Here is a 22,545-nt window from a genome sequence, read left to right as displayed (position 1 = left end):
GGCCACGACCCCGCCTTCGTAGCTCAGGGGATAGAGCACCGCTCTCCTAAAGCGGGTGTCGCAGGTTCGAATCCTGCCGGGGGCACAGAGAAAGGGCCAGCTCAGGAGGGTTTCCTCCCAGGCTGGCCCTTCGTCGTGTTCGGGGTCGTGCCACACGCGTGCCACTACGGCTGTGTGGAGGCCGGATCCTCTAGTCCGAGACGGCCTCTCCCCCACCCTCACGGATCATCGCTCCGAGCCGATCAGCGATGGCCCGGTCACGGTCGCTGGTCATGTGCTGGTAGATCAGCGCGGCGCGTGAGCTGCTGTGGCCCATGCGGGTCATCAACTCACGGGTGCTGGCACCGGCAGTCGAGGCCAGCGTGTTGCCGGTGTGGCGGAGATCGTGAAAGTGGAGTTCCGACGTGACCCCCGCGGCCTTCCTGGCCGACACCCAGTCGTCGCGGAAGTTGCTCCGCCGGAGCTGGCCGCCCTGCGGACCGACGAAGACATGCCCGTCGCGGCCAGACGCGGCGAAGTGATCCAGGTGGCGTGTCACGTCGTCGAGCAGCTCGGCGGGGAACGAGACGGCACGAACGCCGGCGGCGGACTTCGGCGCTTTGTCGAAGAGCCGGCCGTCCTGCAACTCGGCTTGAGACCGACGGACGCTGACGGTCAGCCTCTCCAAGTCGACGTCCCGACGGCGGAGGGCGGCCAGTTCGCCGAACCGCAGAGTGGTGAACGCGGCCAGGAGGACGAGCAGCCGGTAGCGCGGCGCGATGGAGTCGGCGACGGCGAAGACCTCGGCAGCCGACAGGATCGGCCGCTCGGGCACGTCGTAGCGATCGGCGCCCTTGATACGGCACGGGTTGCGCCGGATCAGTTCGTCGTCCACGGCCGTGTTCATCAGGGCCCGCAGCAGTTGGTACGCCTTGACCACCGTCGGCTCACCAACGCCGGCCGCGAGGAGCTTCCCCCTCCAGCTACGCACACGAGCCGTCGTCACGTCAGCCACGGTCCCGGCTCCGAAGGTGGGCAGGATGTGCAGCCGCATGACGGACTCAGACCGCTCACGGGTGCGGTCGGCAAGCTTCCGGTCCCGCAGCCATGCCGTGGCGAACTCCGCGAAGTTCACCGCCCCGGCGTCCGGGTCCGACCACTGGCCGCGCGTGATGTCGGCCTCGATGTGGGTGAGCGCGACTTGGGCGTCGCTCTTGGTCGCATACGTCGTCTCGGCCGGACGAAGTTGCCCCGTCTCGGGGTCGCGGTAGCGAACCTGCCAGCGACCGGACTTGAGCTGTCGGACCGAGCCGAAGCTTCTGCGCTGACCCTTCTTGTTGGCCATCAGGCAACCCTCCGCAGCGAGCCTCGCCGGTGGCCGATCGGCTGCACTGTGTTGGCGTCGATGAATGCGCTCAGCTCCCGTTCGGGGATACGTACGTGGCGGCCAACCTTGACGAATGCGATGCGTCGTTCGGCGATCAGACGGCGCGGGAAGCGCTCCGAGGTGCCGAGAAGTTCGGCCACCTGCGCCACGGTGAGGTAGCGGTCAGCCACGAGTGGGTTCTCCTTCCGTTCCGGGGGCGGGTTCGAGAGATGCGGCGAGCCAGGCTTCGGCGTCGGAGAGGCCGGTGCCAGCGAAGACCCAGTGCGCGAGGACGTACGTCGTCTCGGGCCCGGTGTCGGGGGTGGCGGCTTGGGCTCGTCGCCATTCGGCGCGAGCGTCGCGGAGTGCGCCGAGGGTGGTGGAGTAGCGGCGGGACTTGGTGGAGAAGTGGCCGCGGAAGCCGAGCATGTGAGCCCAGGCCCGCAGGCGAAGGTGTTCAAGGTCCTTACGGGCCCCCAGAGCCCAGGCTGTTCGGATGAGGCGGCGCGCGTGCTCGCTGATGTCGAGCTGGGCGAGTTCGGCGACGAACTTCAGCGGCCGGTCGAGAGCTCCCGTTGCCGTCTCCGCGCCCTTGGTTGCGTACTTGGCGATGTAGGCGGCGACAGCGCGTTCGGTGAGCTCCTGGCCGTCGTTGAAGTCGGCGGATCGGATGGTGCGGACGTCGAGTTGGCGGCCGAAGACGAACTCGTGGGTGCGGCCGTCGATGGTCGGGCCGTCGACACGGACCTTGGACGCGGCAGCGCCGATGGCGTCGGTCAGCAACTCGGCGGTTGCCCAGGCCGGGGGTGGGGTGTCCCCGCCGGTCGGGCCGTCGATGCGTATGACCGCGTGGAAGTGGACCGCGCCGCGCTTCTGGTATTCGGCGACCTTGGCGAAGGAAACGCGGGCGTAGTCGCGTAGCTCCCGCTGTGACAGGCCCGCACGCTTGGCGACCTCTCGGCGCAGGTAGATCGAGAAGCGGCGCCAGAGGGGACCGGCGTGCGCGTTCCAGAGGACGGCGGCTTCGTAGTCGTAGGTGTCCGGGTTGAGCGGGGTGCCGAGTTGCTCGTCCTCCTGGTCGTGCTGGGTGCCGCAGCGGCAGGGGCGTCCGTCGGTGCGGCGGTTGTGGACCGGGCCGAAGCCGGGGGCGGTGAAGGTGGCGAAGACGCGGGGGTGCGTGGCGACGTGTTCCGGGGTGCCCTTGCCGCCGCGCAGGCCTGCGGTGATCAGTTGGAAGGTGTCGCGGCGGTAGACCTCGGAGCAGGCCGGGCAGCGGGTCGTGCGGCGGTTGTTGCAGCGGACGAGGAGTTGGCCGGCCGGGAGGTCGCCCGAGTCGAGGTGGTGGAGGATACGGCCGATCTCGCCGGTGGCGGTGTCCACGTCGTATTCGGTGCGGTGGCCGTCGAGGCGAATGGGGTGGGTGCAGCCGCCGAGGCCGGAGAGCTGGCGGAGGATACCGGGCAGGGTGCCGCCTGCGGCGAGGTTGCTGAGTTCCGGGAGAGGGGGCGGGATGGCGCGGGCGAAGATGACGGTTCTCCTTCTGACGGGCACTTCGGGAGGAGTGGGCCGCCGGGGCGGCGGGTACGTGGCTGTGTCACGCCGCCCCGGAGGTCTGGCCGCAAGTCAGCGGCGGTGGTGGTCGCGGAGCAGGGAGCGCAGGACCACGGCGGCGACAGCGACCGAGATGGCCGTGACGGCGACCGCGGCCAGAAGCGCGGTGAGGACGACTCCGCCGACGAGGACGGCCGCGACGGTCTTCTGATCGATGGAGACCGACGGGAGAGAGCGCCGGACCGGGACGGGGGCCGGGTCGGTTGGGGTGTGGGTGTGCGCGGGCGGCGGGGTGGGGTTGTCCGGGTACTTGGGCAGGAACACGGCGAAGTCCTTATCTACTCGTCTAGTCATGTGAGCCGTTTACGACGTCCACGCCGGAGCGCGTGCCGGACTCGATGGCTGGGGCGAGGAAGGTGCGCGAGAGCCAGAAGCCGAAGAGGGTGATCAGGACGACGATCCAGATTCGGACGCCGAGGAACTTGACCGCCCCCCAGGCGAAGAAGCCGAGGATGACGACGAGCGGAAGGCTGACGGTCACGGGGTACGCAGTCCTTTCAGCGGACGGGGCAGCGGTGGGTGCGGGCGGCGAGCTCGGCGGCGGCGCGGCTGTCGTAGTCGGCGGAGAAGTTGCAGCGCGGGGCGGTGCAGGCGGCGGTGTGCTTCTCGCGGCCGCGGTGGTCGTAGGCGGTTCCGACCTGCACGGGGCCGATGCGGGTGACGTTGCGGAAGCGGCGGTTGGCGGTCATCAGAGCTCCCTTTAGAGGTGGGCGGCGATGGCTTCGGCCATGGGCGCCGGGACGCCGAGGCGGGCGCGCAGGGTCGTGACGTCCATGGGGGTGCCGGTTCGGGTGTGGTGTTCGGCGGCGACCTTGCGGGCGTGGTCGATGAGGGCTGCTGGGACCGGGACGGCGGGGCGCTCCGGCGGGGCCTCGATGGCGGGTGGTGCCGGGGTGGGCGGCTCGGGTTCGGTTTCGGGCTCGTCCTCCTGGTCCTCGATGACCTCGGCGTCGTCAACCGCCGTGGGCGCGGAGTGGGCGAGGAGGGTTCCGCCGAGGAAGGCGACGGCGGGCCAGCCCGCGACGAGGATGCGCAGCCAGGCCGGGACGTCGCCGAGGTCGAGCAGGCCGGCCGTGGCGACGTTCGCGCCGAGGGATGCGGCGAGCGCGATGACGAACCAGCACCAGGCCGCACCCTTGGCCGAGCCGGAGCGCAGTCGACGCCAGGCGGCGACGAGCAGCAGGTCGACGGAGACGGGATAGGCCCAGGCCTTCCAGCCGTCCTGTCCGGCCGCCACGGCGACGTCGTGAATGTGCGCGAAAGACAGCGCGGCGGCGATGAGCGCCTGGACGAGCACCGCGTCGATACGGGCCAGTTGGGCGCGCATGAGGGCGTCTCCATTCTGGATCAGGCATGGGAGGGGTAGGGACCTGGCGCGAGACGGTCACGCCGACCGGGGTGCGGTGAGGCTCAGTCCGTGAGGGGGCGCGGTTGGACCGCGGGCCCTGGCCGCTCGACGGAGGGCAGAGGAACGGGCACGTAGGGCCGAAACGGATCCAGCGCGGGGAGGCCCGGGACGAGGTGGGCCGTGTCCCGGCAGATGTCGGCGGCGTCACCGAGGGAGAGATACGGGGTGCGGATGCGGGACCAGCCGCCGGAGGTGTCGCCCGCGACGGCGAGGCCGGGACGTTCGGCGGGGATGGCGCAGGCGGCGAGGACCGCTTCCGGCGCGATGTCACCGAGGGCCATCTTCGCGGAGGCCTCATCGTTCACGCGGTGGCAGACCCGGCCGGTGAGCTGGGCCCGGAGCATGGTCGCGCCCTTGCCGAGTTCGGCGCCGAAGCGCTGTCCGCACACTTCGAGGTAGATGCCGGCCGCGCGGCCGAGCTGGGCGAGGCGGATGAGCTGGGTGACCATCTCGTCGCGCCGTTCCTCGTCCTTGCGGGTGGCGGTCAGAAAGAGTTCGGCCACCTCGTCGACGAACAGGACGACCGGCACGGGCCGTTCACTCTCAGGCAGGCCCCAGATGTCGGAGGTGATCTCTTCGTCGGGGAGATCGGGGGCGATGCCTTGACGGGCCTTGATCAGGTCGTATCGGTCCTCCATTTCCTTGATCAGGACGGGCAGCAGTTCGGCGGCTTCGTCTGGGTCGGTGGCGAGCGCGGAGAGGCGCGAGGCGAACGGGGCCAGCTCGACCCCGCGCTTGCAGTCGACGCCGACGAGGGCGACGTCCTGCGGTGCGAGGCCCGAGACGAGATGGCGCAGGTACATGGACTTACCCGACAGCGTCGCGCCGAGCGTGAGTTGATGGGGAACGGCCCGGTAGTCGCGCACGAAGGGCATGGCGTCCTCCCGCAGCGCTACCGGCACCTTGAGGAAGCCGCCCTCGACCTTGCGGGGCATCCGCACCTTGCGCAGGACGTCGAAGCCGACCAGCCGCAGTTCGACGACACCAGGCTTGACGGTGGAGACGTACACGGCGTGGACGCCCCAGGCGTGCCGCAGCCGTTCGGCCGAGGCGGCGACGTCGGCGGGTTCCTGTCCGGGAGCGAGCCGCAGCCGCAGCCGTAAGCCCGTCGACGTAGGGCGGATGATGCCCCGACGAGGCGGGACGGGCCGCACCTCCCGCCGAGTGGTGGCCTTGACGGCGAGGACGCGCAGCCGGGACGGCGCGACGGTCAGGCCGCAGGCTTCCATGACCGAGGCGTACGAGCTGAGCAGCCGGACTGTGGATATCGGCCCGCCGACCGCCGACCAGTACAAGGCCGGGTGGTTGGCCCGGGCGTAGGCGGCCCCACCGCCGAGCGCGGCGACGGGACCACCCACCTCCAGCAGTGTCGCGAGTTCGGACATCAGGCCGAGGTCCCCATGACGGCCGGGAAGGCGGCCGGGGTGACGGCAGCGGCCCGGAAGGCGATGCCGTGACGCTGCTGGCCGTTGAACACGGACTCCCACGGCCGGGCAACGAGCCCCGGCAGCGAGACCGGCGCACCGAGGTTCAACCCCTCTGAGACACCGCCCTCGGGGACGGTGACCTTGATCAGCGAGGACTCCCCGTCCTCGATGTAGACGACGCCGATGGTCATCAGCGCCTCACCGCTGACGGCGTCCTTGGCGATCTCACCGGTCTGCCGGTCACGGACCTTCGGCTCGGGAGCCTCGGTGAGGAGGATCGTCGCGGCGGAGGTCTCCACACGGATGGTGCGCACAGGCACGTTCCTATCTACTCGTCTATACAAGATGCGATCTGCGACCCCGATTCACGGGCTCACGACGATCACCTTGCCACATAACTTGCCCACTCGTCTATACGAGTAAGCGTGTTGGGGTGTACGAGTTCGAGGAGCGTGCCGACCACTGTCAGACCCATCCGTCAGAATCCGGCCATGCTGATAGCGACAAGCGCCAACGGCCATGTGGTGAAGCGTCCCTCGAAGCCGGCCATCGGGACGATGCTCGCCAACCTGCGACGCGGCAACGAGCACATGGTGCTTGAGCGCCAGGAGGAGGACCGCGAAGGGGACTGGTACATCCAGGTCCTGTTCCGCGACAACAACACCTACCAGCTGGAGTACCGGGACGGCGTCCCTGCCGAGCACTACCAGACGCAGACCGTCTCGCAGGAGAAGGTGCATACGGCACTCATCGGCTGGGCGACCGGCAAGCCGGATTGGCGCGAGGGCTTCATGTGGAACAACATCGGCGACATGTTCACGCCGGAGGCCTAGCACTGGCCTAGCACCCCACCGACACCGGTCATGCGATCACGTCGCCGGGAGCTGGTACGCCAGGACGTAGGCGTCCGCCGCCATGACCGTGTCGCAGACCTCGACGGGTCGCTTTTCGGTGTCGAAGGCGGTCCGGATCAGGTGGATCACGGGCACGCCGGCCGCCAGTCGTAGCGTGCGCACCTCGTCCGGCGAGGGCATCCGAGCGCGGATCTCTTCCTCGAAGTGGTCGAGGCGGTGGCCCAGCTCTTCGAGGCGGGCATAGATGCCGCCGGGGCCGGGGTTGGGTTCGGCGATCTGCGTGCCGCGGGCGATGTCGAGCGGCAGGTAAGACGTGGCGAACTCGACCGGACGCCCGTCGAGGAGGTAGCGGCGCCGACGTGCGAGGACCCGCCGCACGGACCCGAGCCGCGTGGAGATGTCCTGGCTAGCCTTCTCTTCCTTCACCTCAAGGCTGTCGACCTGGGGGTGACTACCGGCCGCGTCGGCTTCGACGATGAACGCGGACTTCCCCTGCTCGCGATGACGACGGGCGAACCGGTCCGAGGCGAGACGCCGCACGGGAGGACGGGGCCGGACAAAGACGCCCTTGCCGTGCTCGGCGTGGACGAGGCCTTCCCCCTGGAGGATGGAGAAGGAGTTGCGGACCGTCATCCGGGAGACCCCGTAGTGGTCGACGAGCTCAGCTTCCGAGGGCAGCTTCTCGCCCTCCCGGAATCGCCCACGGTCGATGGCTTCACGCAGCTGGTCGGCGATCTGCCGGAAGACCGCACGATCACTCGTGGGGTCGAGATCACCGAGCAGGCCCGAAGAAAGAGGGCTCACGTGTGTACTCCTTTAGGTATCTAGACGAGTGGGCGAGTGCTTGTTGCTACGGTGGAGAGCCTAGCCATCCGAGAGGGCCAAGGAACGTGAGCACAGAACGCCCGCACTCCGTGAGCGTGGCCGGGGTCGTCGTTGACGCCCAGGGTCGGGCCCTCCTGATCCAGCGCCGGGACAACGGCCACTGGGAACCGCCGGGCGGCATCCTCGAACGCGAGGAGACCATCCCCGAAGCCCTTCAGCGCGAAGTCCTCGAAGAGACCGGCATCAAGATCGCGCTTCCCGCGACCCTCACCGGCGTCTACAAGAACATGACGGGCCTGATCGTCTCGCTGGTCTTCCGCTGTGAGGCGGCCGACGGCACTCCGACCACCGGCGACGAGACCCGCGCACTGCGCTGGGTGACCCGCGAAGAAGTCTCCGAACTTGCCGACGAGGCGTACGCGATCCGCGTCATAGATGCACTGGACGCGGCGTCCCCGCCGGCCATCCGCGCCCACGACGGCGTGAAACTCGTCTAGTCCGAACCCGCTGCACATGGCGGCCTACCAGCATGAAGGAACTTGTATGCACGAGTATACGAGTACTGCCCGGGTCTGGGGACTGTCTTGCCCAGGTTTCCCGGAAGAGGTCAGCCGGGCCCGCCGATGGACGCGCGACGTCCTGCGCGGCTCCCCTTTTGCCGAGGACGTCGAGCTGATCGTGAGCGAGCTCAGCGCGAACGCAATCCTCCACACGGCGAGCGGCCATGAGTCCGGCAGCTTCCACCTGGCCGTCGCCGTCTCGGCGCAGGTGGTCGCCGTATCGGTGACGGACGCCGGAGGCATGGGCACGGCCCCGAAGATCGAGCACCAGGACCAGGACGCCGAGCACGGCCGCGGACTCGGCATGGTCAGCGCGATCGCTCACCGGGTCGTCGTCCACGGCAGCGAGGCCGGCCACACCATCACGGCGGAGCTCTTCACCGACGTACACCGCGGAGGGCACCCGTGCTGAGGACGACGACCAGGCCGGGCTTCTGGTGCGAGTGCTGGACCCAACGGCTCGACGGACGACGCCCGCCGGCCCTCTTCGGATCCTTCGACGCGTACTCGGCGGTCGAGGCAAACAATTGGGTGGCGACGATCCTGCGCACCATCTCACCAGCACTCGACACAGCCGCTTCCCAGGAGGCGTGGACGCGACTCCACGACGACCGCATCGACACAAGGCGAGCCCTGTTGCGCCGGGAGCCCTGGACGGTGTCCATCACGCACACCAGCACGCGCATCACATGGACAGTCCGACCAGCGCTCTTCCTGCCCCTGGCACACCGTCAGGGCGTCGAACTCCCAGCCTGCACGAACGCCTTCAAGCCCCACAGAGCCGACTGAGTTACAACTTTCTCTACTGGTTCAAGGCGGCTCGCTCCGCTCCCCGCGCGCGGCCCGGCCCCCGGCCGGGCCTGCGCTCCTGCCTTCGTCCCGCTCCAGCCCGACCGGCGCCCGCGCCGCTCTCTCATCGATCAGCCGCTTGCCGCAGGGGGTCGCAGTGACTGGGGCGGGTAGGTCCAAAGAGGCCAGTCTCCACCCAAGGCGCGTCGGGGCGTGTCAGATCCTGCGGGGATTCGCGGGAAACAGCCAGTTGTCGTAGAGCTTCCACGGGAAGTAGTAGGCAACAGACGTCGCGGCGCACGTCGAAGTCCTCCAAGGGAGCTTTCAGTCAAGTTCCAGGTAGGGACGAAGAGACCCTAACGTTGCCCCAATAGGGGTGACCGGTGGTCGCGCACCGTACGTTTACGTTCCTGGACACCGCCCGTGTGATGTCATTGAGTCTGTGGAGCATCGAGCACAACCGAGAGGAGATGAATGGTGCTAAATTTGCGCAGGCATCGACGAAAAGAATATAGCGTCTTGCGCAGGGCCAGGCCCGAACTCTTCAAAAATTCACGGCTTGCGGCGACAGAGATCCTATTTCGAAAGGCGAAACAAAGACGGGTAGCCCGCGAGGTTCGCAGAGAGATGCGCAAGTTGAAGATTCCGACAGCTTATGCAGACGTCGGAGTTATCTACGAGGATCAATATGTGAAACTTGTGCGTGACGCCGTAAGGTTTCGCTCCGGAGAGTGTGGGTCCTACATTCGAATCCTCCCCGCAGCCTTGAGTGTCGGGGTGGCCGTACTTCCTCTACACGAGGGGCGTATCGTCCTCATTTCGCATTTTCGTCACTCTACTCGCAACTGGCATTGGGAAATCCCTCGCGGGTTTGCAGAACCGGGCGAGAAACCCGAAGAAACAGCAGCTCGCGAAATGAAGGAAGAACTTGACGTAGGGATTACGAGGATGGAAAGGCTAGGCCTAATCCACCCCGACACAGGGCTACTGACTTATAGCGTCCCACTATATGCAGCCATCGTCGATCGCCCCCCAATCCCCGAGGGGTCGGAGGGTATCGACGATGTCCGAGTGGTCACGTTGAGTGAAGCGGAGGTAATGATCGAAAGCGAAGAGATCACAGACTCCTTTACTCTCGCGGCGCTATGCCTACTGCGCAGTCGCGGAGGCGCATCAGCCGATTTGGGCCTGCGGTTGCACTCGCAGTAGAAGACACTACCCTAGGAAGTGAGGCTCGTTGGTGCGGCGGCGGACACGGCCGTCAACCTGTCTTATTCCTAGCGGTGCGTTATTTCAAGCATCAAAATTGCGGCAAATCCCAAGAGTGCAACACGATTTCGGGAATTCTCATGCCCACCGTAAGAGCCAACCAGTTGGACGGTTTCGCTACAGTACCGCACTGTCTCGATAACCACTTCCTTCCATTCAACGTCCTAAGCGCCCTCCATCGGAGAAAAATCGGCGGCGCTCAAGTCGCCAAGTCGCGAGAAAAGGCTGTTCGGCGCGAATACGTAAGGTCGCTTCTGTACTCGCCGGAAGTTGTAATCAACAGGGCTTTCGCGCTCAACGAGCCAGCGGTATTCCAGGATGTATCGAAAGACCCGGAGAGCATGGCCAAACTGGCCGAGCGGAATATTTCCATCTTGATGTTCAGGGATGAGCCAAGCCTCTCAGAGGTAATCAAACACCCCCCATTCAAGATCAGCAGGGGTGGCGAGAAGGCGTGGCAGAAATACTTGAGCGTCTTCGGGGAAGATCAGATTAGGGTATTGAGGTTGTCCGATCGGGACAGCATGGCGCTGCCTGGACGCTTTGATACCTTCATTCGACGGCTAATTCGCCGAGAATTTCTCGACGGCCAAATGGATGAGCTTTTTTCGGCTGTCAGCCCTGAAGGCACCCACGATAGTATGCTCTCTGACTTTGAGGCTTTTCTGGAATCGGAGGGCGAGCCATGGCTGAGGACTCAGGGAAATACCATCAAGAGGGGTGCATACTACGCGAAGTTCGTGCTACCAGATGGCGCTGACGTAGAGAAACCCGATATCGATCGATGTAAGCGATTCAGCTATCAGATGAAGCTGCTGGGGGATTTGGCATACAACCACAATCTTCCAACCACTCTGCATCGGCAGTCTTTTATGGCTATGCAAATGCCTAGCCCTCTCTGTCTTCCACCTGACCTGTTCTCTCACACGCCGGAAGAAGCTCACGTAGATGGGGACGCGGCTATCGACGTTTGTGACCGCACATTGGTTGATCCTGCCTGGTACTACAGATCACAGGAAGCGTTCCTTCTCCCCGAATGGGCAGATCTCACTATTGCAGATGTCTGCGAAATGCAGTCTTGGCCGGAATGGATAAACTTTAGGGAAGCGCAGCGGGCTGTCTCTAATGTGTCGAGCCCCGATAGGTTCGATGCGAGCCTTGCTGCATTGTTTGGAGCTCTCGAGGGCTTCCAAAATCGACTCAGTAGAGAGATATCTCAAGAAGCCGGTTCACTTAAACACTTGAGAGTCGGAGCTACCGCTCTTAAATTGCTGGTGCGCCCTTTGATCACATGGGCCGGTCAGATAATTACCCCTGGGGTCGCTGGTCACATATTGGCAAACTTTGCAATGGTGGGGATTGATTATGCGATAGATGTCGGTATCGAGTTCTTTGAGGAGCGCAAGGACTCGGAGCACGAAATAGCTGTGCAGGGGTTTGTCTATAAGGCATCTGGACTGCGGCAGAATGTTCTTGCTGACATTCGGGAGCACTCAGATGAGGATCGGCGACGCCTAGAGCAGATGGCTGCCGAGACCGAAGTTCCTTACCGAGAAGTTACCGCTCAGAGAGCGTAAAGCGGCAGCCGATGTAAAGGCAGTCAACGACGCCTCATCGCCATCGGTCAGCAGCTCCGTTCGATCTTTTCCGGCTTCAGATCCAGCAGCCGTTCGAAGCCGATAGCGTCTCCCGAAGCCCGCACCTCGAAGGCCCGCACCACCAAGCGCATTCCAGAACGAGCGGGGAATCACGGTGAAAGCAGCCGAGTAAAAACAAGGCCACGCCCCACCGTTCGCACAGGTCAGTACTCGAACGCGCTGCAAAGAACCGCAGCTTCCCAAGCTGAGGGCTTCGGAGGTGCAGCGCGCCAGGTGGCTCATCGCGGCCAGCCGTCGCCTCTGGCGCTGGTCGACGTCACAAGCCGATAGCGTGGCTGAGGCCGGTGGGGGTGCAGCGAGGCATACGCGCGCCTGATCGGGCGGCGCACCCACCGTGGTGGGCGGCCGTCGTCGGCTGAGGTTCGTGCCACTGCCGTGCCAGATGTGGAGGTCAGCCACGGTCAACGAGGGTGTCCTGCGATCGAGTTATCGACCGTCTCATCAGGTACCGAAGCCGCAGGTCAGCGGCACGGCTCCCCCTCCTCTCTCCTAAAGCGGGTGTCGCAGGTTCGAATCCTGCCGGGGGCACCAGGCAAAAGGCCCCGGACCGATCATGGTCCGGGGCCTTTGACATCCACTTCTGACTGTGAGGATGTTGTCCTCCCGCCCGTACCGGAGCCCGCCCCGTGGGGCTTCGGCCCGGACTCGTCCAGGCAGGTCCACCAGGGCCGGACGGCTTGACCCGTCAGGCCGAGGCAGTCGCTCAGGGCTGCGGCTACCGTCGTGCGGAGAGCAGATTGCCACCGGAGGAGGAACGACGATGGCCGGCACCGAAACGCTCGACCGCAGCACCTGGGAGACCGCCCTCAATCAGGTGACCGAGGAACACCAGGGGGAGTTCGTCACCATCGAGGTACTGGACCCCGAGGTCGGGCACCAGTACGAAGCCAACCGGCTGCCCTTCGCCACCATCGTGTACGACCCGAAGGACGACGTAGTGGCCGTCTCCGTCGGCGGACGGTCGCCGCGCTACCCCGTCGTCCTGCGGCACCTGGTGTGGCACCCCAGGGAGATCGACGTCGCCACGCAGGACATTCCCGAGCCGGCGGCCCGGACAGTCGACAAGGACGGCACCGCCACGCTGATCACCTTCTTCTCCCAGGAGTCCGGCACGGAGTCCTGACCCCTGAGGCGCGCCCGCCGCCGGCAGCCGTCACGGCACCTCGTATGACAAACCCATTGGTGATCACTAGATGGGTGACGGGCCGACTTGGGGATCTAGTGATCGTTACCGGCCGTATGCAGCCATATCCGCTCCTCCGTGACTGGCGACCGGCTCGGTCCGCCGACGCCTGATGCCCGCGAGGTCGCCCGCACGCGCACACGCCCTGGGGAAGGGTGGACATGCTGACGAGCGGCCGCTCCAGGTGCCACCGCCGCGTACGAGCCAGTGGTTCCCCGGCGAGCGGGCCCGCGGAACTCACGGGGCGGAGGACGTGCTCCGCGTCGGCGCGCGTGAGCCGCCGTCCGTCGGCGCCGGGGGTGAGAACGCGAACAGGGCCACCAACGCGGCGACCACCGTCCCCCAGACGCAGATCGCGCCCACGAGATCGCGTGCATGCGGGCCGCCGCCCGTCGCGGCCTGGTCCCTGAGGCGGTACACGGCCACCGCCGCCGCCGTCGCGACCAGCAGGATCAGGACTGCTGTGCCGTCCATGTGCAGTGTCATTGCCGGGCCTTTCGAGGATCAGGGTCTGCCCGCCGGCGTCCGGTGAGGATTCCGGGCAAGCAGGCGCGACCGATGTGCTGCGTCGTGGCGTCGGATCGTGGGACGTAAGGGGCCGGACAGCCGCCGTGCAGGCAGCCTGGCACGCCGTTTTCACGGTCCGGGGGATCCCCAACTGTTCTCATTTGCCTGTGAGTTCAGGAGTGTCTGACGTATGAGGTCAGAGTAGGCAATTCTCCCGGAGCCTCGTCACGAGCCGTATGTGTACAAACCCGTGGGTCGCACTTTGACGTTCTGCACAAGTCAGTCGGCGCGGGTGACCAGTGCGTCAGGTTCCGGTTCGGCGCGGTACGGCGTGTCCCTGCCCGATGTCCGCCCCGCCCCCGGCCACCGCGCCACGGGATGGCCGGGGCTCGGCCCCGCCCAGGTGTCTCACGCCCCGTTCAGCGGCTGACTGTCCGCCGCTACCCCTCCTGGCGCATCTTGTACTGACGAGTGGATGGGCACGTACCTGTGAGCACCATCCGTGTTGAGACCTCCGCCGCGACCTTCACGCGGGTGGCGGCTGACGCAGGGTTACGAGTGGTTCGGCTGCACGACGCGCTGCATGGCTGCGCCACGCCGCTGACGGCGGCCGGCATCGCGCCACGGGTCATCATGGAGATCCTCGGGCGCAGCCAGATCAGCATCACGATGGACGTGTACACGCACGTCGTGCACGACATCCAGCGGGAGGCGATCAGCCACATGGCGCGGTTGCTCAAGCGCCGTCCGCCGGCCGCTGGCCGCCTGAGAGGCGACTGCCGTCAACCACTACCGTCAAAGGCCCGCCACCTACGGATTTCCGTAGGTGGCGCGCCTTTGAACTGGTGCCCCGGCAGGATTCGAACCTGCGACACCCGCTTTCAAGTTGGTCGAGGCCGGCGCGGAGCGGGTGACCGATGGCATCCACACTGAGCCGAGCCTGAGTGAGGGCAAGGCCTACAAGCTCAACCTGGTATGCGTGGGCAAGGGCAGTGCGCAGCTGACATTCACCCCGACGAGCGCCGGCACAGAAACCGAGGTGCCGTGCGATCAGTCAGTGGTCCAGCAGCGGATCACCGGACACAAGCCGGTACGCATTGATGTCGACAGTGCCAAGGCATCGACCGGCGTGATCGCCTGGCAGATCGACGCCATCTGATCCGGGTGTCGCAGGTTCGAATCCTGGCGGGGGCGCAAGGGAAAGGCCACCTGGGAACTTTCCCAGGTGGCCTTTGCCATCCGCTTCTGACATCCAATTCTGACATCCAAAAGCACTCGCCTACGGAAGCGGCCCCTGGCCTGCCCAGAAAGACAAGTCAGGGGCCGCCGCTCGTGCCTCAGGCGCCCTGGTAGACCGGGGGCTTCTGGGCCTTGCCGTAGACGTAGGCGCTGAGGGTGCCGTCGGCGCCCAGGACGACCAGGGTGACGTCGTCCTGCTGGACGGCCGGGCGGCCCTTGGCGTATTCGACGGGGAACGTGCCGTGGCCGGTGGTCAGCTGCGCCCCGTAGACACCCGCGCGCTTGACGAGCTTCACCATGGCGCCGTTGGCAAGCTTGTAGCGGCCGAGACGCGGGTTGGCGGCGGTCTTGGCCCCGGTCCAGGTGACGGTCGTGCCGTCGGGGTTCAGCACGAGGGTTCGGCTGCCGAACACGGCGGCGCCCGCGCGACCGTGCGCGTCGATGAACCGCACCAGCTTGCCGCTCTGGTAGACGCGGGCCTGGTAGTGGCTGGCCGAGACCTTGAAGATCTGAGCGGCCGTACGGGAGTCGAGACGCAGGGTGCGCACGAGCTTGCCGCTCTGCGTGCAGTCGGCGGACAGCACCGGGAAGGCGGTGGACTTCCAGGGGGTGGACCCGCCCTCGCTGCGCTGCCCGAAGACGGGCTTGGCGCTGAGCACTCCCGTGATCCGCAGGCCATTGGCCGCGTCGACGGTCCTGCTCTGGTCCACGGTCGAGACGACGTGGCCCTTCTCGTCAAGGAGCTTGGCGGACGCGCCGCTGTCGGCGCTGTTGACCAGCTTGACCTTCCAGCCGCCGAAGACGGAGGGGATGGTCTTGGTGGCAAGGCAGGCGCTGCTCGTGGAGGACGCGGCCGCGGTGGCGGCGCTGGCGGAAGTGGCTGTCACGACAGAAGCGGTGGCCGTACCCGCGAGGGCGACGATGGCGAGGGCGGTACGGAGTGCGGTGCGCATGACGGCTCCTGGCGATTCGGTTTCTGCCGCGCCGGCCTCTCTGACCAGCGAGAACAACGCTATTGGGTCACGCGTTCCGGAATCGTCGGCCCCATGTCACAGGCATGTGACAGCGCGTCACTCTTGCCTCAGAGAGCGCTCGTTGGCTGTCCTGACAGCAGTCCCGCTCCCAATCCCCCGCGGTACAGCAGCCTTGTTGACGGCAAGCGTCCGGCCGGGGTCGGCGGCCCCGTGACCAGCGTCGGCGACCCCGGCGATCTCGACGGCTGTCTTGCCCGTCGTTCGTGTTGAGGGGCGCACACGGCGGCACCCCCGCTCGGGCCGTCGCTGAGCCCTCCCTGGGTTGCACGAGGGCCGTACGAGGGCGCTCGACAACGCCTAACGCTGACAACGGTCGACAGCCCGGTCGCAGGTCGCAGCGTTGGTCGGCTACATGCCCGCAGGTCACAGACCCGGCCCGCCAACCCGTCCAAGCCGTCGCCTCACAGACCTGGGCGGCCCGAGTCGGAGGCTGTCTCTCCCCCGCCCTCGCGAATCATGGCTCCGAGCCGATCGGCGATGGCCCGGTCGCGGGCGCTGTACCCCAGCGGCGGATTTCGGCGCCTTGTCGAAGAGGCTGCCGTCCCACAGACGACGCGCCGCGTTTCCTGGTGGAGGTCGTCGCGCTCATGGCTGGACCGCTGCGGGACCAGGGGCCACCGACCTTCGGCACGTACGGGACCGGCTCCTGTGGATCACCGGCCTGATCTCCGGCGTGCGCTTCGGCCGGAACGTTGTCGAGAACTATTCGGTATCAACTGCACTGTTCAGGTGTTTACTTGACTCAAACGACAACGTGGGAGGGAACCGTACAGTGCCCATACCCGGACTGGAACTAGTGGCCGGAGCGACGGTCGGCTACCTCGTGAGGAAGGTTCGGAAAGTGGGCTCCCGCGCCGATGCCGAGGTCGACAGGGTCCTCGACGAGGGCATGGACGCCCTGCACGAGCTGGTGAGCGGGGTCGTCGGCGACGATCCTGCCGTCACACGTCTGCTGGAGCAGGCCGGCGAGGGCGAGGTGAGTGAGCGGGCGACGCGACGGGCGACGGACGCGATCGCCGACGCGGCGGAGGAGGATCCCGCATTCGCCACCGGGCTGGCCGCGTCCGTCGACCGCCTGCAACGCCACGAGGCGGGGCTGGTTCAGCAGAGCGGCGTCGGCGCGCAGCGTGACCTACGGGTCGAAACCGGTGGCGTCGTTGTCGGAGGGAATGTCTCGGGAGGAGTGACGACCGGGCACCACCCTTCGACGCCGGGACCGCACGAGGGCTGAGCGGTTCCGGAGAGACGTCCGCCCAGCCGACGATCGCGGCGGGCACGGCGGCGATCGCCGGCGGAGTCGTTGCCGCGCGCATCGACCATGTGCACCTGACATCCCTGGCGTCGAGCGGGCCGGCCCCCCGCCCGAGGCCGATTCACGCGATTCCGTCGCGCAACCAAGCCTTCACCGGGCGGACCGCCCTCCTGGAACGTGTCGACGCCGGCATGCGGCACACAGGCGAAGGCGGTTCCGCGGGACGCGGCGTGGTGTCGCTCATCGGGATGGGCGGCATCGGCAAGACGCAGCTGGCGGTCGAATACGCCCATCGCCACGCCGGCGACTACCAGCTGGTGTGGTGGGTGGGCGCCGACCAGCCCGCCGCGGTCATGGCGAGCCTCACCGCCCTGGCCTCCCAGCTGGGACTCGCCGCCGTCCAGCCGTCCCTGTTGATTCGGGCCCTCTGGGTGGAACTGGCGGCCAGGCGGGACTGGTTGCTGGTGTACGACAACCTTGACGATCTCGGTGCCATGAACGACCTTCTCCCTCCTGACGGAGGAAGGCTGCTGATCACCGGCCGCGATCCCCGCATCGGACGGATCGGTGCACGCATCGACGTCACCGAGTTCGAGCGGGACGAGTCGATCACGCTGCTGTCGCGCCGCTGTCCCTCCCTGTCACCCGACGACGCCGACCGGGTAGCTGCCGCGATGGGCGATCTGCCCCTGTCGGTGGAGCAGGTCGGTTGCTTCCTGGACGAGACCGGCCTGGAGACCGCCGACTACCTCACGCTCCTCAGGTCTCAGCCGGCGGCGAGCGGCCTGGACGACCGCACTGTCTCGGCGCATCCCGGCCTGGTGTCGGTGGTCGGCACCAGCCGTGACCGGCTGGTGACCACGGCCGGTCCGGCCGCCGCCGCTCTCCTGGACCGGCTCGCCTTTCTCGCTCCGGAGCCGATCCCGCTGGGCTCGGACCCCGCCGTCGGGCCGCCCCGGTTCGGCGTCCGGCTGGGTGACACAGCGACGGCCGCTCTGGCCGTCCGCAAGATCGTCGCCCTTGGGCTGGCCCGGCACGCCGACAACGCCCTTCAGATGCACCGACTCGTGCATACGCTGCTCCGGGCGAGGCTGCCGGTCGGCGAGCACGGGGTGATTCACCACGCCGCCGAGGAACTGCTCGCCACGATCACCCCGGGAGACCCGGACACCCCCGATTCCTGGCCCGAGTACGGGATGATCGTCCCGCATGTCCGGGAGCTCCTGTCGTCCGACGCGGCCTTGCCCGGGATCCGGCTGAACGCGGAGGCGTTCCGTACGCTGGTCCTGAACGTGCAACGGTATCTGTACTTTTCCGGCCAGTCCCGGTCCGCGGTCGACATCTGCCGGATGACCCGGGATTCGTGGACGGCGCGGCTCGGCCCCGACCACCCCGACACGCTCCACACCGGATACAACCTGGCGTCCAACCTCTTCGAGCTCGGCGAGTACGCGCAAGCACGGGAGGTCGACCAGGACGTCTGGGACCGGAGGTGCCGGGTCCTCGGCATGGACCATCAGGACACCATCCGCTCGGCGCACCAGCTGGCGGCCGACCTCTGCGACCTCGGGGACTTCGCCGGGGCGCGCGCGCTGGACGAAGAGGGGTGGCGGCATCGCCGCCGCCTGCTCGGCGAGAACCACCCCGACACGCTTCAGTCAGCCCACTACCTGGGCTCCGACCTGTATGAGCTGGGCGAGCGCGAGCGGGCCCGCGACATCAACGAGGACGTCTGGAAGCGGCGTCGGCGGGTCCTCGGCGAGGATCATCCCGACACCCTGCACTCCGCGCATCATCTCGCCTCCGATCTGTGCGACCTGGGCGAGGTGGAGCGAGCCCGGGAGCTGCAGTGGTCGGTGCTGGGGCAGCGCCGGCGGCTCCTGGGCGAGAACCACCCGGACACGCTGCGCTCGGCGCACTACCTGGCCATCACTCTTCACCGGATGGCCGAATACGCCCAGGCGCGGACGCTGAACGAGGACGTCTGGGACCGGCGTCGGCGGCTGCACGGTGACGACCATCCCGACACTCTGCGCTCGGCCTACAGTCTCGCCGACGACCTGTGCGCCCTCGAGGACTACACGCGCGCCCGCGAACTGCACCGTGACACCTGGGAGCGGCGATGCCACGTGCTGGGCGAGAACCATCCGGACGCCCGGCGCTCGGCCCGGGCGCTCGCGGACGTGCCCATGTCCGCCTGATCAACCGTCATCGAGCTCGGCTGCGAGACCGGCGATCACCGTGGAGGCCTGGACGATGATCTCGGGGTCGCGCAGGAGGGCCATGCGGAGATGCCTTCGCCCCAGGTGCGGTGACGACCAGTAGAACCTCTCGCCGGAGAGAACGTGGACGCCCCGCTCGGCGAGCAGTCTGCGGACGTGCTCTCCGTCCGGTCCACCGGGAGCCACTTCCAGCCAGGCGAGGCCCAGCTTCCGGGTGTCGTCCGTTCTCAGGAACGCGCCAGGGATCGTTGTCTGGAAGAGCGTCCGGTTCTTCGCGACCAGTTCGCGCAGATAGCGGCCGCCATCGGCCTCCGCGAGACGCACGAACTCCGTGATCAGCCGGACGGTGAAAGGAGAGAGGTGGAGGAGGAAGTCCGAGTGTATTCCCAGGACGGCGTCGACGAGTCTCGGGGAGACGCTGAGGAAGGGCGCCTTCAACTCGGCCGCGGGCCAGACCTTTCCCGTGTCCTCGATCACCACGCAGTCGATTTCCGAACCGGCGAGGATCCCGTAGTGGTCGTAGACCTGGTCGTCGGACAGATAGACCCGGAAGCAGCCGTCGAGAACGAGGAGCTTCCCCTCGGCCCGGCAGTATTCGACGATGCGGGTGAACGCCTCCTCGCCGGCCACCGTGCCGGTGGGGTTGTTCGGGCTCACCAGGAAGATCACGTCTGCGGTGAGCGTCTCGAGGAGCCCTTCCAGCGCGGCCGTTCCGTCCGTCAGCGCGGTCTCCGGGAACGGCTCGAGGGGTATGCCGTGGCGCAGCAGGATGTCGGCGATGTTGTCGAAGCAGGGTTCGATCAGGGCTACGGAAAGCCCCCTGAGGCGCAGCAGGTTGGCCACGATCTCGACGGCCATCGAGGCGGAGTAGGACATCAGCCCGGTGAAGTGTTCCGGGATGTACGACTGCGCTCCGAGCGCGAGGTAGCGACGTATGTACTCGGCCTCGGCCCGCCGCCCGCCCCTGCGGTCCGACTCGGCGAAGAAGCGCGCCGAGTCGGCGATGATCGCAGATTCGGCGGTGGTCCAGGAGCGGAACGCGTGACCGTCCGACAGATTGTGTGCGAAGGGGAGAGCGTCCACCTCTTCCCGCGTGAGATTGCGCTCGATCACCCTCACCCCTTGTGTCCCGAACGACCGTCCTTCGCCGTGTACCGCTTCTGATCGTCTCTCGCGTTCCTCGCCATCCGCAAGGTGCCGGTCTCCCCCGAGATGCACCGACACAACTCGGGAAGTCCTGGTACCGCCCGGTTCAGGACGGCATGCGAGCACGGCGGGTTCGCCGGCCGCAACGACCTCCACCGGTTGGGTACGCAGTGGTCCGCGGTGGCACGTCCGGGCGGCTTCGAGAGTGTGCGACTGGGGGCGGATGCCATCTGCTGTGCGCCGGGGTGATTCGGGCGTGAGCCGGCCCCCGGCACACACTGACGGGCGGTGCTGCCGCCCGGTCGCGTCGGCCGGCTCGCCGCCGGGGTCGCGGCGAGCGGATCCGGAGCGGGCGGGCGTTACTTGAGTTCCGCGTCGGTGTAGTAGCCGCCTGCGACCAGGACGTACTCGTAGTTGGTCTTGTCGACGGTCGTCGGCTGCAACAGGTAGGCGGGGACTGCCTTGACGCCGTTGCTGTAGGCCCTTCTGTTGTTCACCTTCGGTGTCTTGCCGTTGAGCAGGTCGTCGGCCATCTCCGCTGCGACGCTGGCGAGTTGGCGGAGGTCCTTGTAGACGGTCTGGGACTGCTCGCCCGCGATGATCGACTTCACCGAGGCCAGTTCGGCGTCCTGGCCGGTGATGATCGGCAGGCGCTTGCCGCCGGAGCCGTAGCCGTACCCCTTCAGCGAGTTCAGGACGCCGATGGAGATGCCGTCGTACGGCGACAGGACCGCGTCGACCTTCTTGCTGCCGTACGACTGGCCGAGGATGCCGTCCATGCGCTTCTTCGCGGTGGGCCCGTCCCAGCGCAGGGTGGTGACCTCCTTGAGGTCGGTCTGGCCGGAGCGGACCACCAACTGCTTGTTGTCGATGTACGGCTGTAGGAGGTGCATCGCGCCGTCGAAGAAGTACTTGGTGTTGTTGTCGTCGGGGGAGCCCGCGAACAGCTCGATGTTGAACGGGCCCGCGCCGTCCTCCAGACCGAGCTTGTCGATGATGTAGCGGGCCTGGAACCGGCCGACCTGCTCGTTGTCGAAGGAGACGTAGTAGTCGACGTTCTCGGTGCCGAGGATGAGCCGGTCGTAGGAGATCACGGGGATGTCCGCGTCGGCGGCCTTCTGGAGCACGCCGTTCAGCGACTTGTTGTCGATGGCCGCGATGATCAGCGCGTCCACGCCCTGCTTGATCAGTTCCTCGATCTGCGCGACCTGGGTCTTCGGGCTGTCCTGTCCGTAGACCAGCTTGGTCTGGTAGCCGTCGGCCTTCAGGTCGGTGACGACGCTCTTCCCGTCCGTGAGCCAGCGCTCGGAGGCCTGGGTCGGCATGGCGATGCCGATGGTGTCGCCCTTGGCGCTGCTTTCGGAGCTGCCTCCGATGTTCTCGCCGCAGGCGGACAGGGTGAGGGCGAGAGAAGCGGCTCCGGCGATGGCGGCGAGGGCAGCTCTTCGGTTGCGCATGGGGATCGTTCCTCGTTCTTCTCGTCGTTGAGAGGATGGCGGCGTATCGGATGCCGGTGGTGAAGCGGTGTGACGGGCGAAGCTGTCCGGCGAGCGAGCGGCCGGCCGGTGGGTCGAGTCGACGGGCCGTTCGTGTCCGCTCCCGCGCGGCGTCCTGGGCTGGTGGTCTGGGTCCGCGAAGGGTGTGGTGCATCGGGGGTGTGGTGCGTGGGGGGTGTGGTGCGTGGGGGGTGTGGGGTGCCGGACGCGCCGTGGTCGCCGAGGGGTTGTGTCCGGGGCCAGGGGTCCGGGGGGGGGTGGTTCCCGGGTCCCGGGGGTGAGGACTGGTTCCCGGGTTCCTGGGGGTGGGGGGCAGGCTTCCGGGGCGTCCGGAGGGGGTGGTTCGCGGACGCCCTGGACGGGTTGGGCGGGCTTACGGCGGTGCGGCGGGCGCCGCAGCTCATCCGCGCGGCGACCCGGAGGATTCACGGACGGCCCAGTGGGTTCGCGCGCGAGGCGAGCCCTGGTGGATCCGCAGCCGGCTCCGTCGACCCGCACGCAGGCACCGTGAATCCGTACGTGCCCCTGTAGCCGGACCCGGACGGTCCCGTAGGCCCGCACGGTCCCGTGGGCCCGCACATGGCGACTTGTGTTCGCGCGGGTCGGTAAGACCGTCGCGGGGCCGGCGCTCACGTTCCGGGACGGTGAACAGCTGGTGGCTCACGCGGAACTGACCGGTAGTCAGTACGGGGGGCGGGTCGCTCGGACCGATGCCCGCGC

Annotated in this window: 24 protein-coding genes, 2 tRNA genes and 1 pseudogene; 13 read left to right on the top strand and 14 right to left on the bottom strand. The window is 67.2% G+C overall.

Translation table 11 applies throughout. The features are described 5' to 3' along the window. The first annotated feature begins 12 nt into the window (after nucleotides 1-12). Nucleotides 13-85: transfer RNA gene (locus OHS71_RS23675), tRNA-Arg, on the top strand. Between the two features lie 105 nt (nucleotides 86-190). Here the strand turns inward: OHS71_RS23675 and OHS71_RS23670 are convergent. The 9 genes from OHS71_RS23670 to OHS71_RS23630 form a co-directional block, all read right to left on the bottom strand. After that, the gene (locus tag OHS71_RS23670) at nucleotides 191-1,324 is read right to left on the bottom strand and encodes a tyrosine-type recombinase/integrase (protein ID WP_057600675.1); all 1,134 of its coding nucleotides are present in this window, start codon (nucleotides 1,322-1,324) and stop codon (nucleotides 191-193) included. Beyond that, entirely contained in the window at nucleotides 1,324-1,536 is a 213-nt protein-coding gene (locus tag OHS71_RS23665) for an excisionase family DNA-binding protein (RefSeq protein WP_057600676.1), read from the bottom strand. Before OHS71_RS23665 ends, OHS71_RS23670 begins: the two co-directional genes overlap by 1 nt. Beyond that, nucleotides 1,529-2,857, bottom strand: coding sequence for a replication initiator (locus OHS71_RS23660; protein ID WP_328484615.1), 1,329 nt, complete (start codon nucleotides 2,855-2,857; stop codon nucleotides 1,529-1,531). Before OHS71_RS23660 ends, OHS71_RS23665 begins: the two co-directional genes overlap by 8 nt. 111 nt (nucleotides 2,858-2,968) lie before the next feature. Further along, the gene (locus OHS71_RS23655) at nucleotides 2,969-3,220 is read right to left on the bottom strand and encodes a SpdD protein (RefSeq protein ID WP_328484614.1); all 252 of its coding nucleotides are present in this window, start codon (nucleotides 3,218-3,220) and stop codon (nucleotides 2,969-2,971) included. A 22-nt stretch (nucleotides 3,221-3,242) separates the two neighbouring features. Further along, nucleotides 3,243-3,437, bottom strand: a complete 195-nt coding sequence (locus OHS71_RS23650) for a hypothetical protein (protein WP_057600678.1) — start codon at nucleotides 3,435-3,437, stop codon at nucleotides 3,243-3,245. A gap of 16 nt (nucleotides 3,438-3,453) precedes the next feature. After that, complete coding sequence (locus OHS71_RS23645; protein WP_010985414.1) at nucleotides 3,454-3,645, bottom strand: mobile element transfer protein; 192 nt, start codon at nucleotides 3,643-3,645, stop codon at nucleotides 3,454-3,456. A gap of 11 nt (nucleotides 3,646-3,656) precedes the next feature. Next, a complete protein-coding gene (locus OHS71_RS23640) occupies nucleotides 3,657-4,283 on the bottom strand; it encodes a DUF2637 domain-containing protein (protein ID WP_057600679.1) in 627 nt (208 codons plus the stop codon). Nucleotides 4,284-4,366: 83 nt separating this feature from the next. Beyond that, complete coding sequence (locus OHS71_RS23635; RefSeq protein ID WP_057600680.1) at nucleotides 4,367-5,749, bottom strand: FtsK/SpoIIIE domain-containing protein; 1,383 nt, start codon at nucleotides 5,747-5,749, stop codon at nucleotides 4,367-4,369. Then, complete coding sequence (locus OHS71_RS23630; RefSeq protein ID WP_057600681.1) at nucleotides 5,749-6,105, bottom strand: SCO3933 family regulatory protein; 357 nt, start codon at nucleotides 6,103-6,105, stop codon at nucleotides 5,749-5,751. The genes OHS71_RS23635 and OHS71_RS23630 overlap by 1 nt, the downstream gene beginning before the upstream one ends. Nucleotides 6,106-6,282: 177 nt before the next feature. On the opposite strand from OHS71_RS23630, the gene OHS71_RS23625 reads away from it, so the two are divergent. Beyond that, on the top strand, nucleotides 6,283-6,624 hold the full coding sequence (locus tag OHS71_RS23625) for a hypothetical protein (protein WP_242432527.1): 342 nt from the start codon (nucleotides 6,283-6,285) through the stop codon (nucleotides 6,622-6,624). A gap of 36 nt (nucleotides 6,625-6,660) precedes the next feature. On the opposite strand, the gene OHS71_RS23620 is transcribed toward OHS71_RS23625, so the two are convergent. Continuing rightward, nucleotides 6,661-7,449, bottom strand: coding sequence for a GntR family transcriptional regulator (locus OHS71_RS23620; RefSeq protein WP_057600682.1), 789 nt, complete (start codon nucleotides 7,447-7,449; stop codon nucleotides 6,661-6,663). 110 nt (nucleotides 7,450-7,559) lie between these two features. Between OHS71_RS23620 and OHS71_RS23615 the strand changes: the two genes are divergently transcribed. From OHS71_RS23615 to OHS71_RS23590, 7 genes are all read left to right on the top strand, one after another. Continuing rightward, nucleotides 7,560-7,967: an NUDIX hydrolase gene (locus OHS71_RS23615; protein WP_057600683.1), complete on the top strand. Its 408-nt coding sequence runs from the start codon at nucleotides 7,560-7,562 to the stop codon at nucleotides 7,965-7,967. A 46-nt stretch (nucleotides 7,968-8,013) separates the two neighbouring features. Next, entirely contained in the window at nucleotides 8,014-8,442 is a 429-nt protein-coding gene (locus OHS71_RS23610) for an ATP-binding protein (protein ID WP_057600684.1), read from the top strand. After that, complete coding sequence (locus tag OHS71_RS23605; RefSeq protein ID WP_057600685.1) at nucleotides 8,436-8,819, top strand: hypothetical protein; 384 nt, start codon at nucleotides 8,436-8,438, stop codon at nucleotides 8,817-8,819. The genes OHS71_RS23610 and OHS71_RS23605 overlap by 7 nt, the downstream gene beginning before the upstream one ends. Before the next feature lie 474 nt (nucleotides 8,820-9,293). Next, nucleotides 9,294-10,028 (top strand): NUDIX hydrolase, encoded by a 735-nt coding sequence (locus OHS71_RS41375; RefSeq protein WP_443047024.1) that lies wholly within the window; start codon nucleotides 9,294-9,296, stop codon nucleotides 10,026-10,028. 140 nt (nucleotides 10,029-10,168) lie between these two features. Beyond that, nucleotides 10,169-11,665, top strand: a complete 1,497-nt coding sequence (locus OHS71_RS23600) for a hypothetical protein (RefSeq protein WP_328481346.1) — start codon at nucleotides 10,169-10,171, stop codon at nucleotides 11,663-11,665. A gap of 534 nt (nucleotides 11,666-12,199) precedes the next feature. Beyond that, nucleotides 12,200-12,277: transfer RNA gene (locus OHS71_RS23595), tRNA-Arg, on the top strand. Nucleotides 12,278-12,506: 229 nt separating this feature from the next. Continuing rightward, nucleotides 12,507-12,869: a DUF5335 family protein gene (locus tag OHS71_RS23590; RefSeq protein WP_328481345.1), complete on the top strand. Its 363-nt coding sequence runs from the start codon at nucleotides 12,507-12,509 to the stop codon at nucleotides 12,867-12,869. Nucleotides 12,870-13,166: 297 nt separating this feature from the next. Here the strand turns inward: OHS71_RS23590 and OHS71_RS23585 are convergent, their stop codons facing one another. After that, nucleotides 13,167-13,403: a hypothetical protein gene (locus tag OHS71_RS23585; RefSeq protein WP_328481344.1), complete on the bottom strand. Its 237-nt coding sequence runs from the start codon at nucleotides 13,401-13,403 to the stop codon at nucleotides 13,167-13,169. 504 nt (nucleotides 13,404-13,907) lie between these two features. On the opposite strand from OHS71_RS23585, the pseudogene OHS71_RS23580 reads away from it, so the two are divergent. Next, nucleotides 13,908-14,195 (top strand): annotated as a pseudogene (locus tag OHS71_RS23580) (tyrosine-type recombinase/integrase); the annotation flags it as partial. A 127-nt stretch (nucleotides 14,196-14,322) separates the two neighbouring features. Next, a complete protein-coding gene (locus tag OHS71_RS23575; RefSeq protein ID WP_328481343.1) occupies nucleotides 14,323-14,595 on the top strand; it encodes a hypothetical protein in 273 nt (90 codons plus the stop codon). 178 nt (nucleotides 14,596-14,773) lie between these two features. Here the strand turns inward: OHS71_RS23575 and OHS71_RS23570 are convergent, their stop codons facing one another. Then, nucleotides 14,774-15,628, bottom strand: a complete 855-nt coding sequence (locus OHS71_RS23570) for a hypothetical protein (protein WP_328481342.1) — start codon at nucleotides 15,626-15,628, stop codon at nucleotides 14,774-14,776. An 853-nt stretch (nucleotides 15,629-16,481) separates the two neighbouring features. On the opposite strand from OHS71_RS23570, the gene OHS71_RS23565 reads away from it, so the two are divergent. Both OHS71_RS23565 and fxsT read left to right on the top strand, forming a co-directional pair. Continuing rightward, nucleotides 16,482-16,940: a hypothetical protein gene (locus OHS71_RS23565; protein ID WP_328481341.1), complete on the top strand. Its 459-nt coding sequence runs from the start codon at nucleotides 16,482-16,484 to the stop codon at nucleotides 16,938-16,940. An 89-nt stretch (nucleotides 16,941-17,029) separates the two neighbouring features. Next, entirely contained in the window at nucleotides 17,030-19,162 is a 2,133-nt protein-coding gene (gene fxsT, locus OHS71_RS23560) for an FxSxx-COOH system tetratricopeptide repeat protein (RefSeq protein ID WP_328481340.1), read from the top strand. Here fxsT and OHS71_RS23555 read toward each other — a convergent pair whose 3' ends face one another. Continuing rightward, nucleotides 19,163-20,296 (bottom strand): pyridoxal phosphate-dependent aminotransferase, encoded by a 1,134-nt coding sequence (locus tag OHS71_RS23555; RefSeq protein ID WP_328481339.1) that lies wholly within the window; start codon nucleotides 20,294-20,296, stop codon nucleotides 19,163-19,165. It lies immediately after the preceding gene. 392 nt (nucleotides 20,297-20,688) lie between these two features. Then, nucleotides 20,689-21,786, bottom strand: a complete 1,098-nt coding sequence (gene chvE, locus OHS71_RS23550; RefSeq protein ID WP_328481338.1) for a multiple monosaccharide ABC transporter substrate-binding protein — start codon at nucleotides 21,784-21,786, stop codon at nucleotides 20,689-20,691. Nucleotides 21,787-22,545: the final 759 nt, after the last annotated feature.

It is taken from the genome of Streptomyces sp. NBC_00377, assembly GCF_036075115.1.
Lineage (GTDB): Bacteria > Actinomycetota > Actinomycetes > Streptomycetales > Streptomycetaceae > Streptomyces.
Note: the sequence above shows the minus strand (reverse complement) of the source record. Positions and strands in the feature narration are given on the sequence as shown.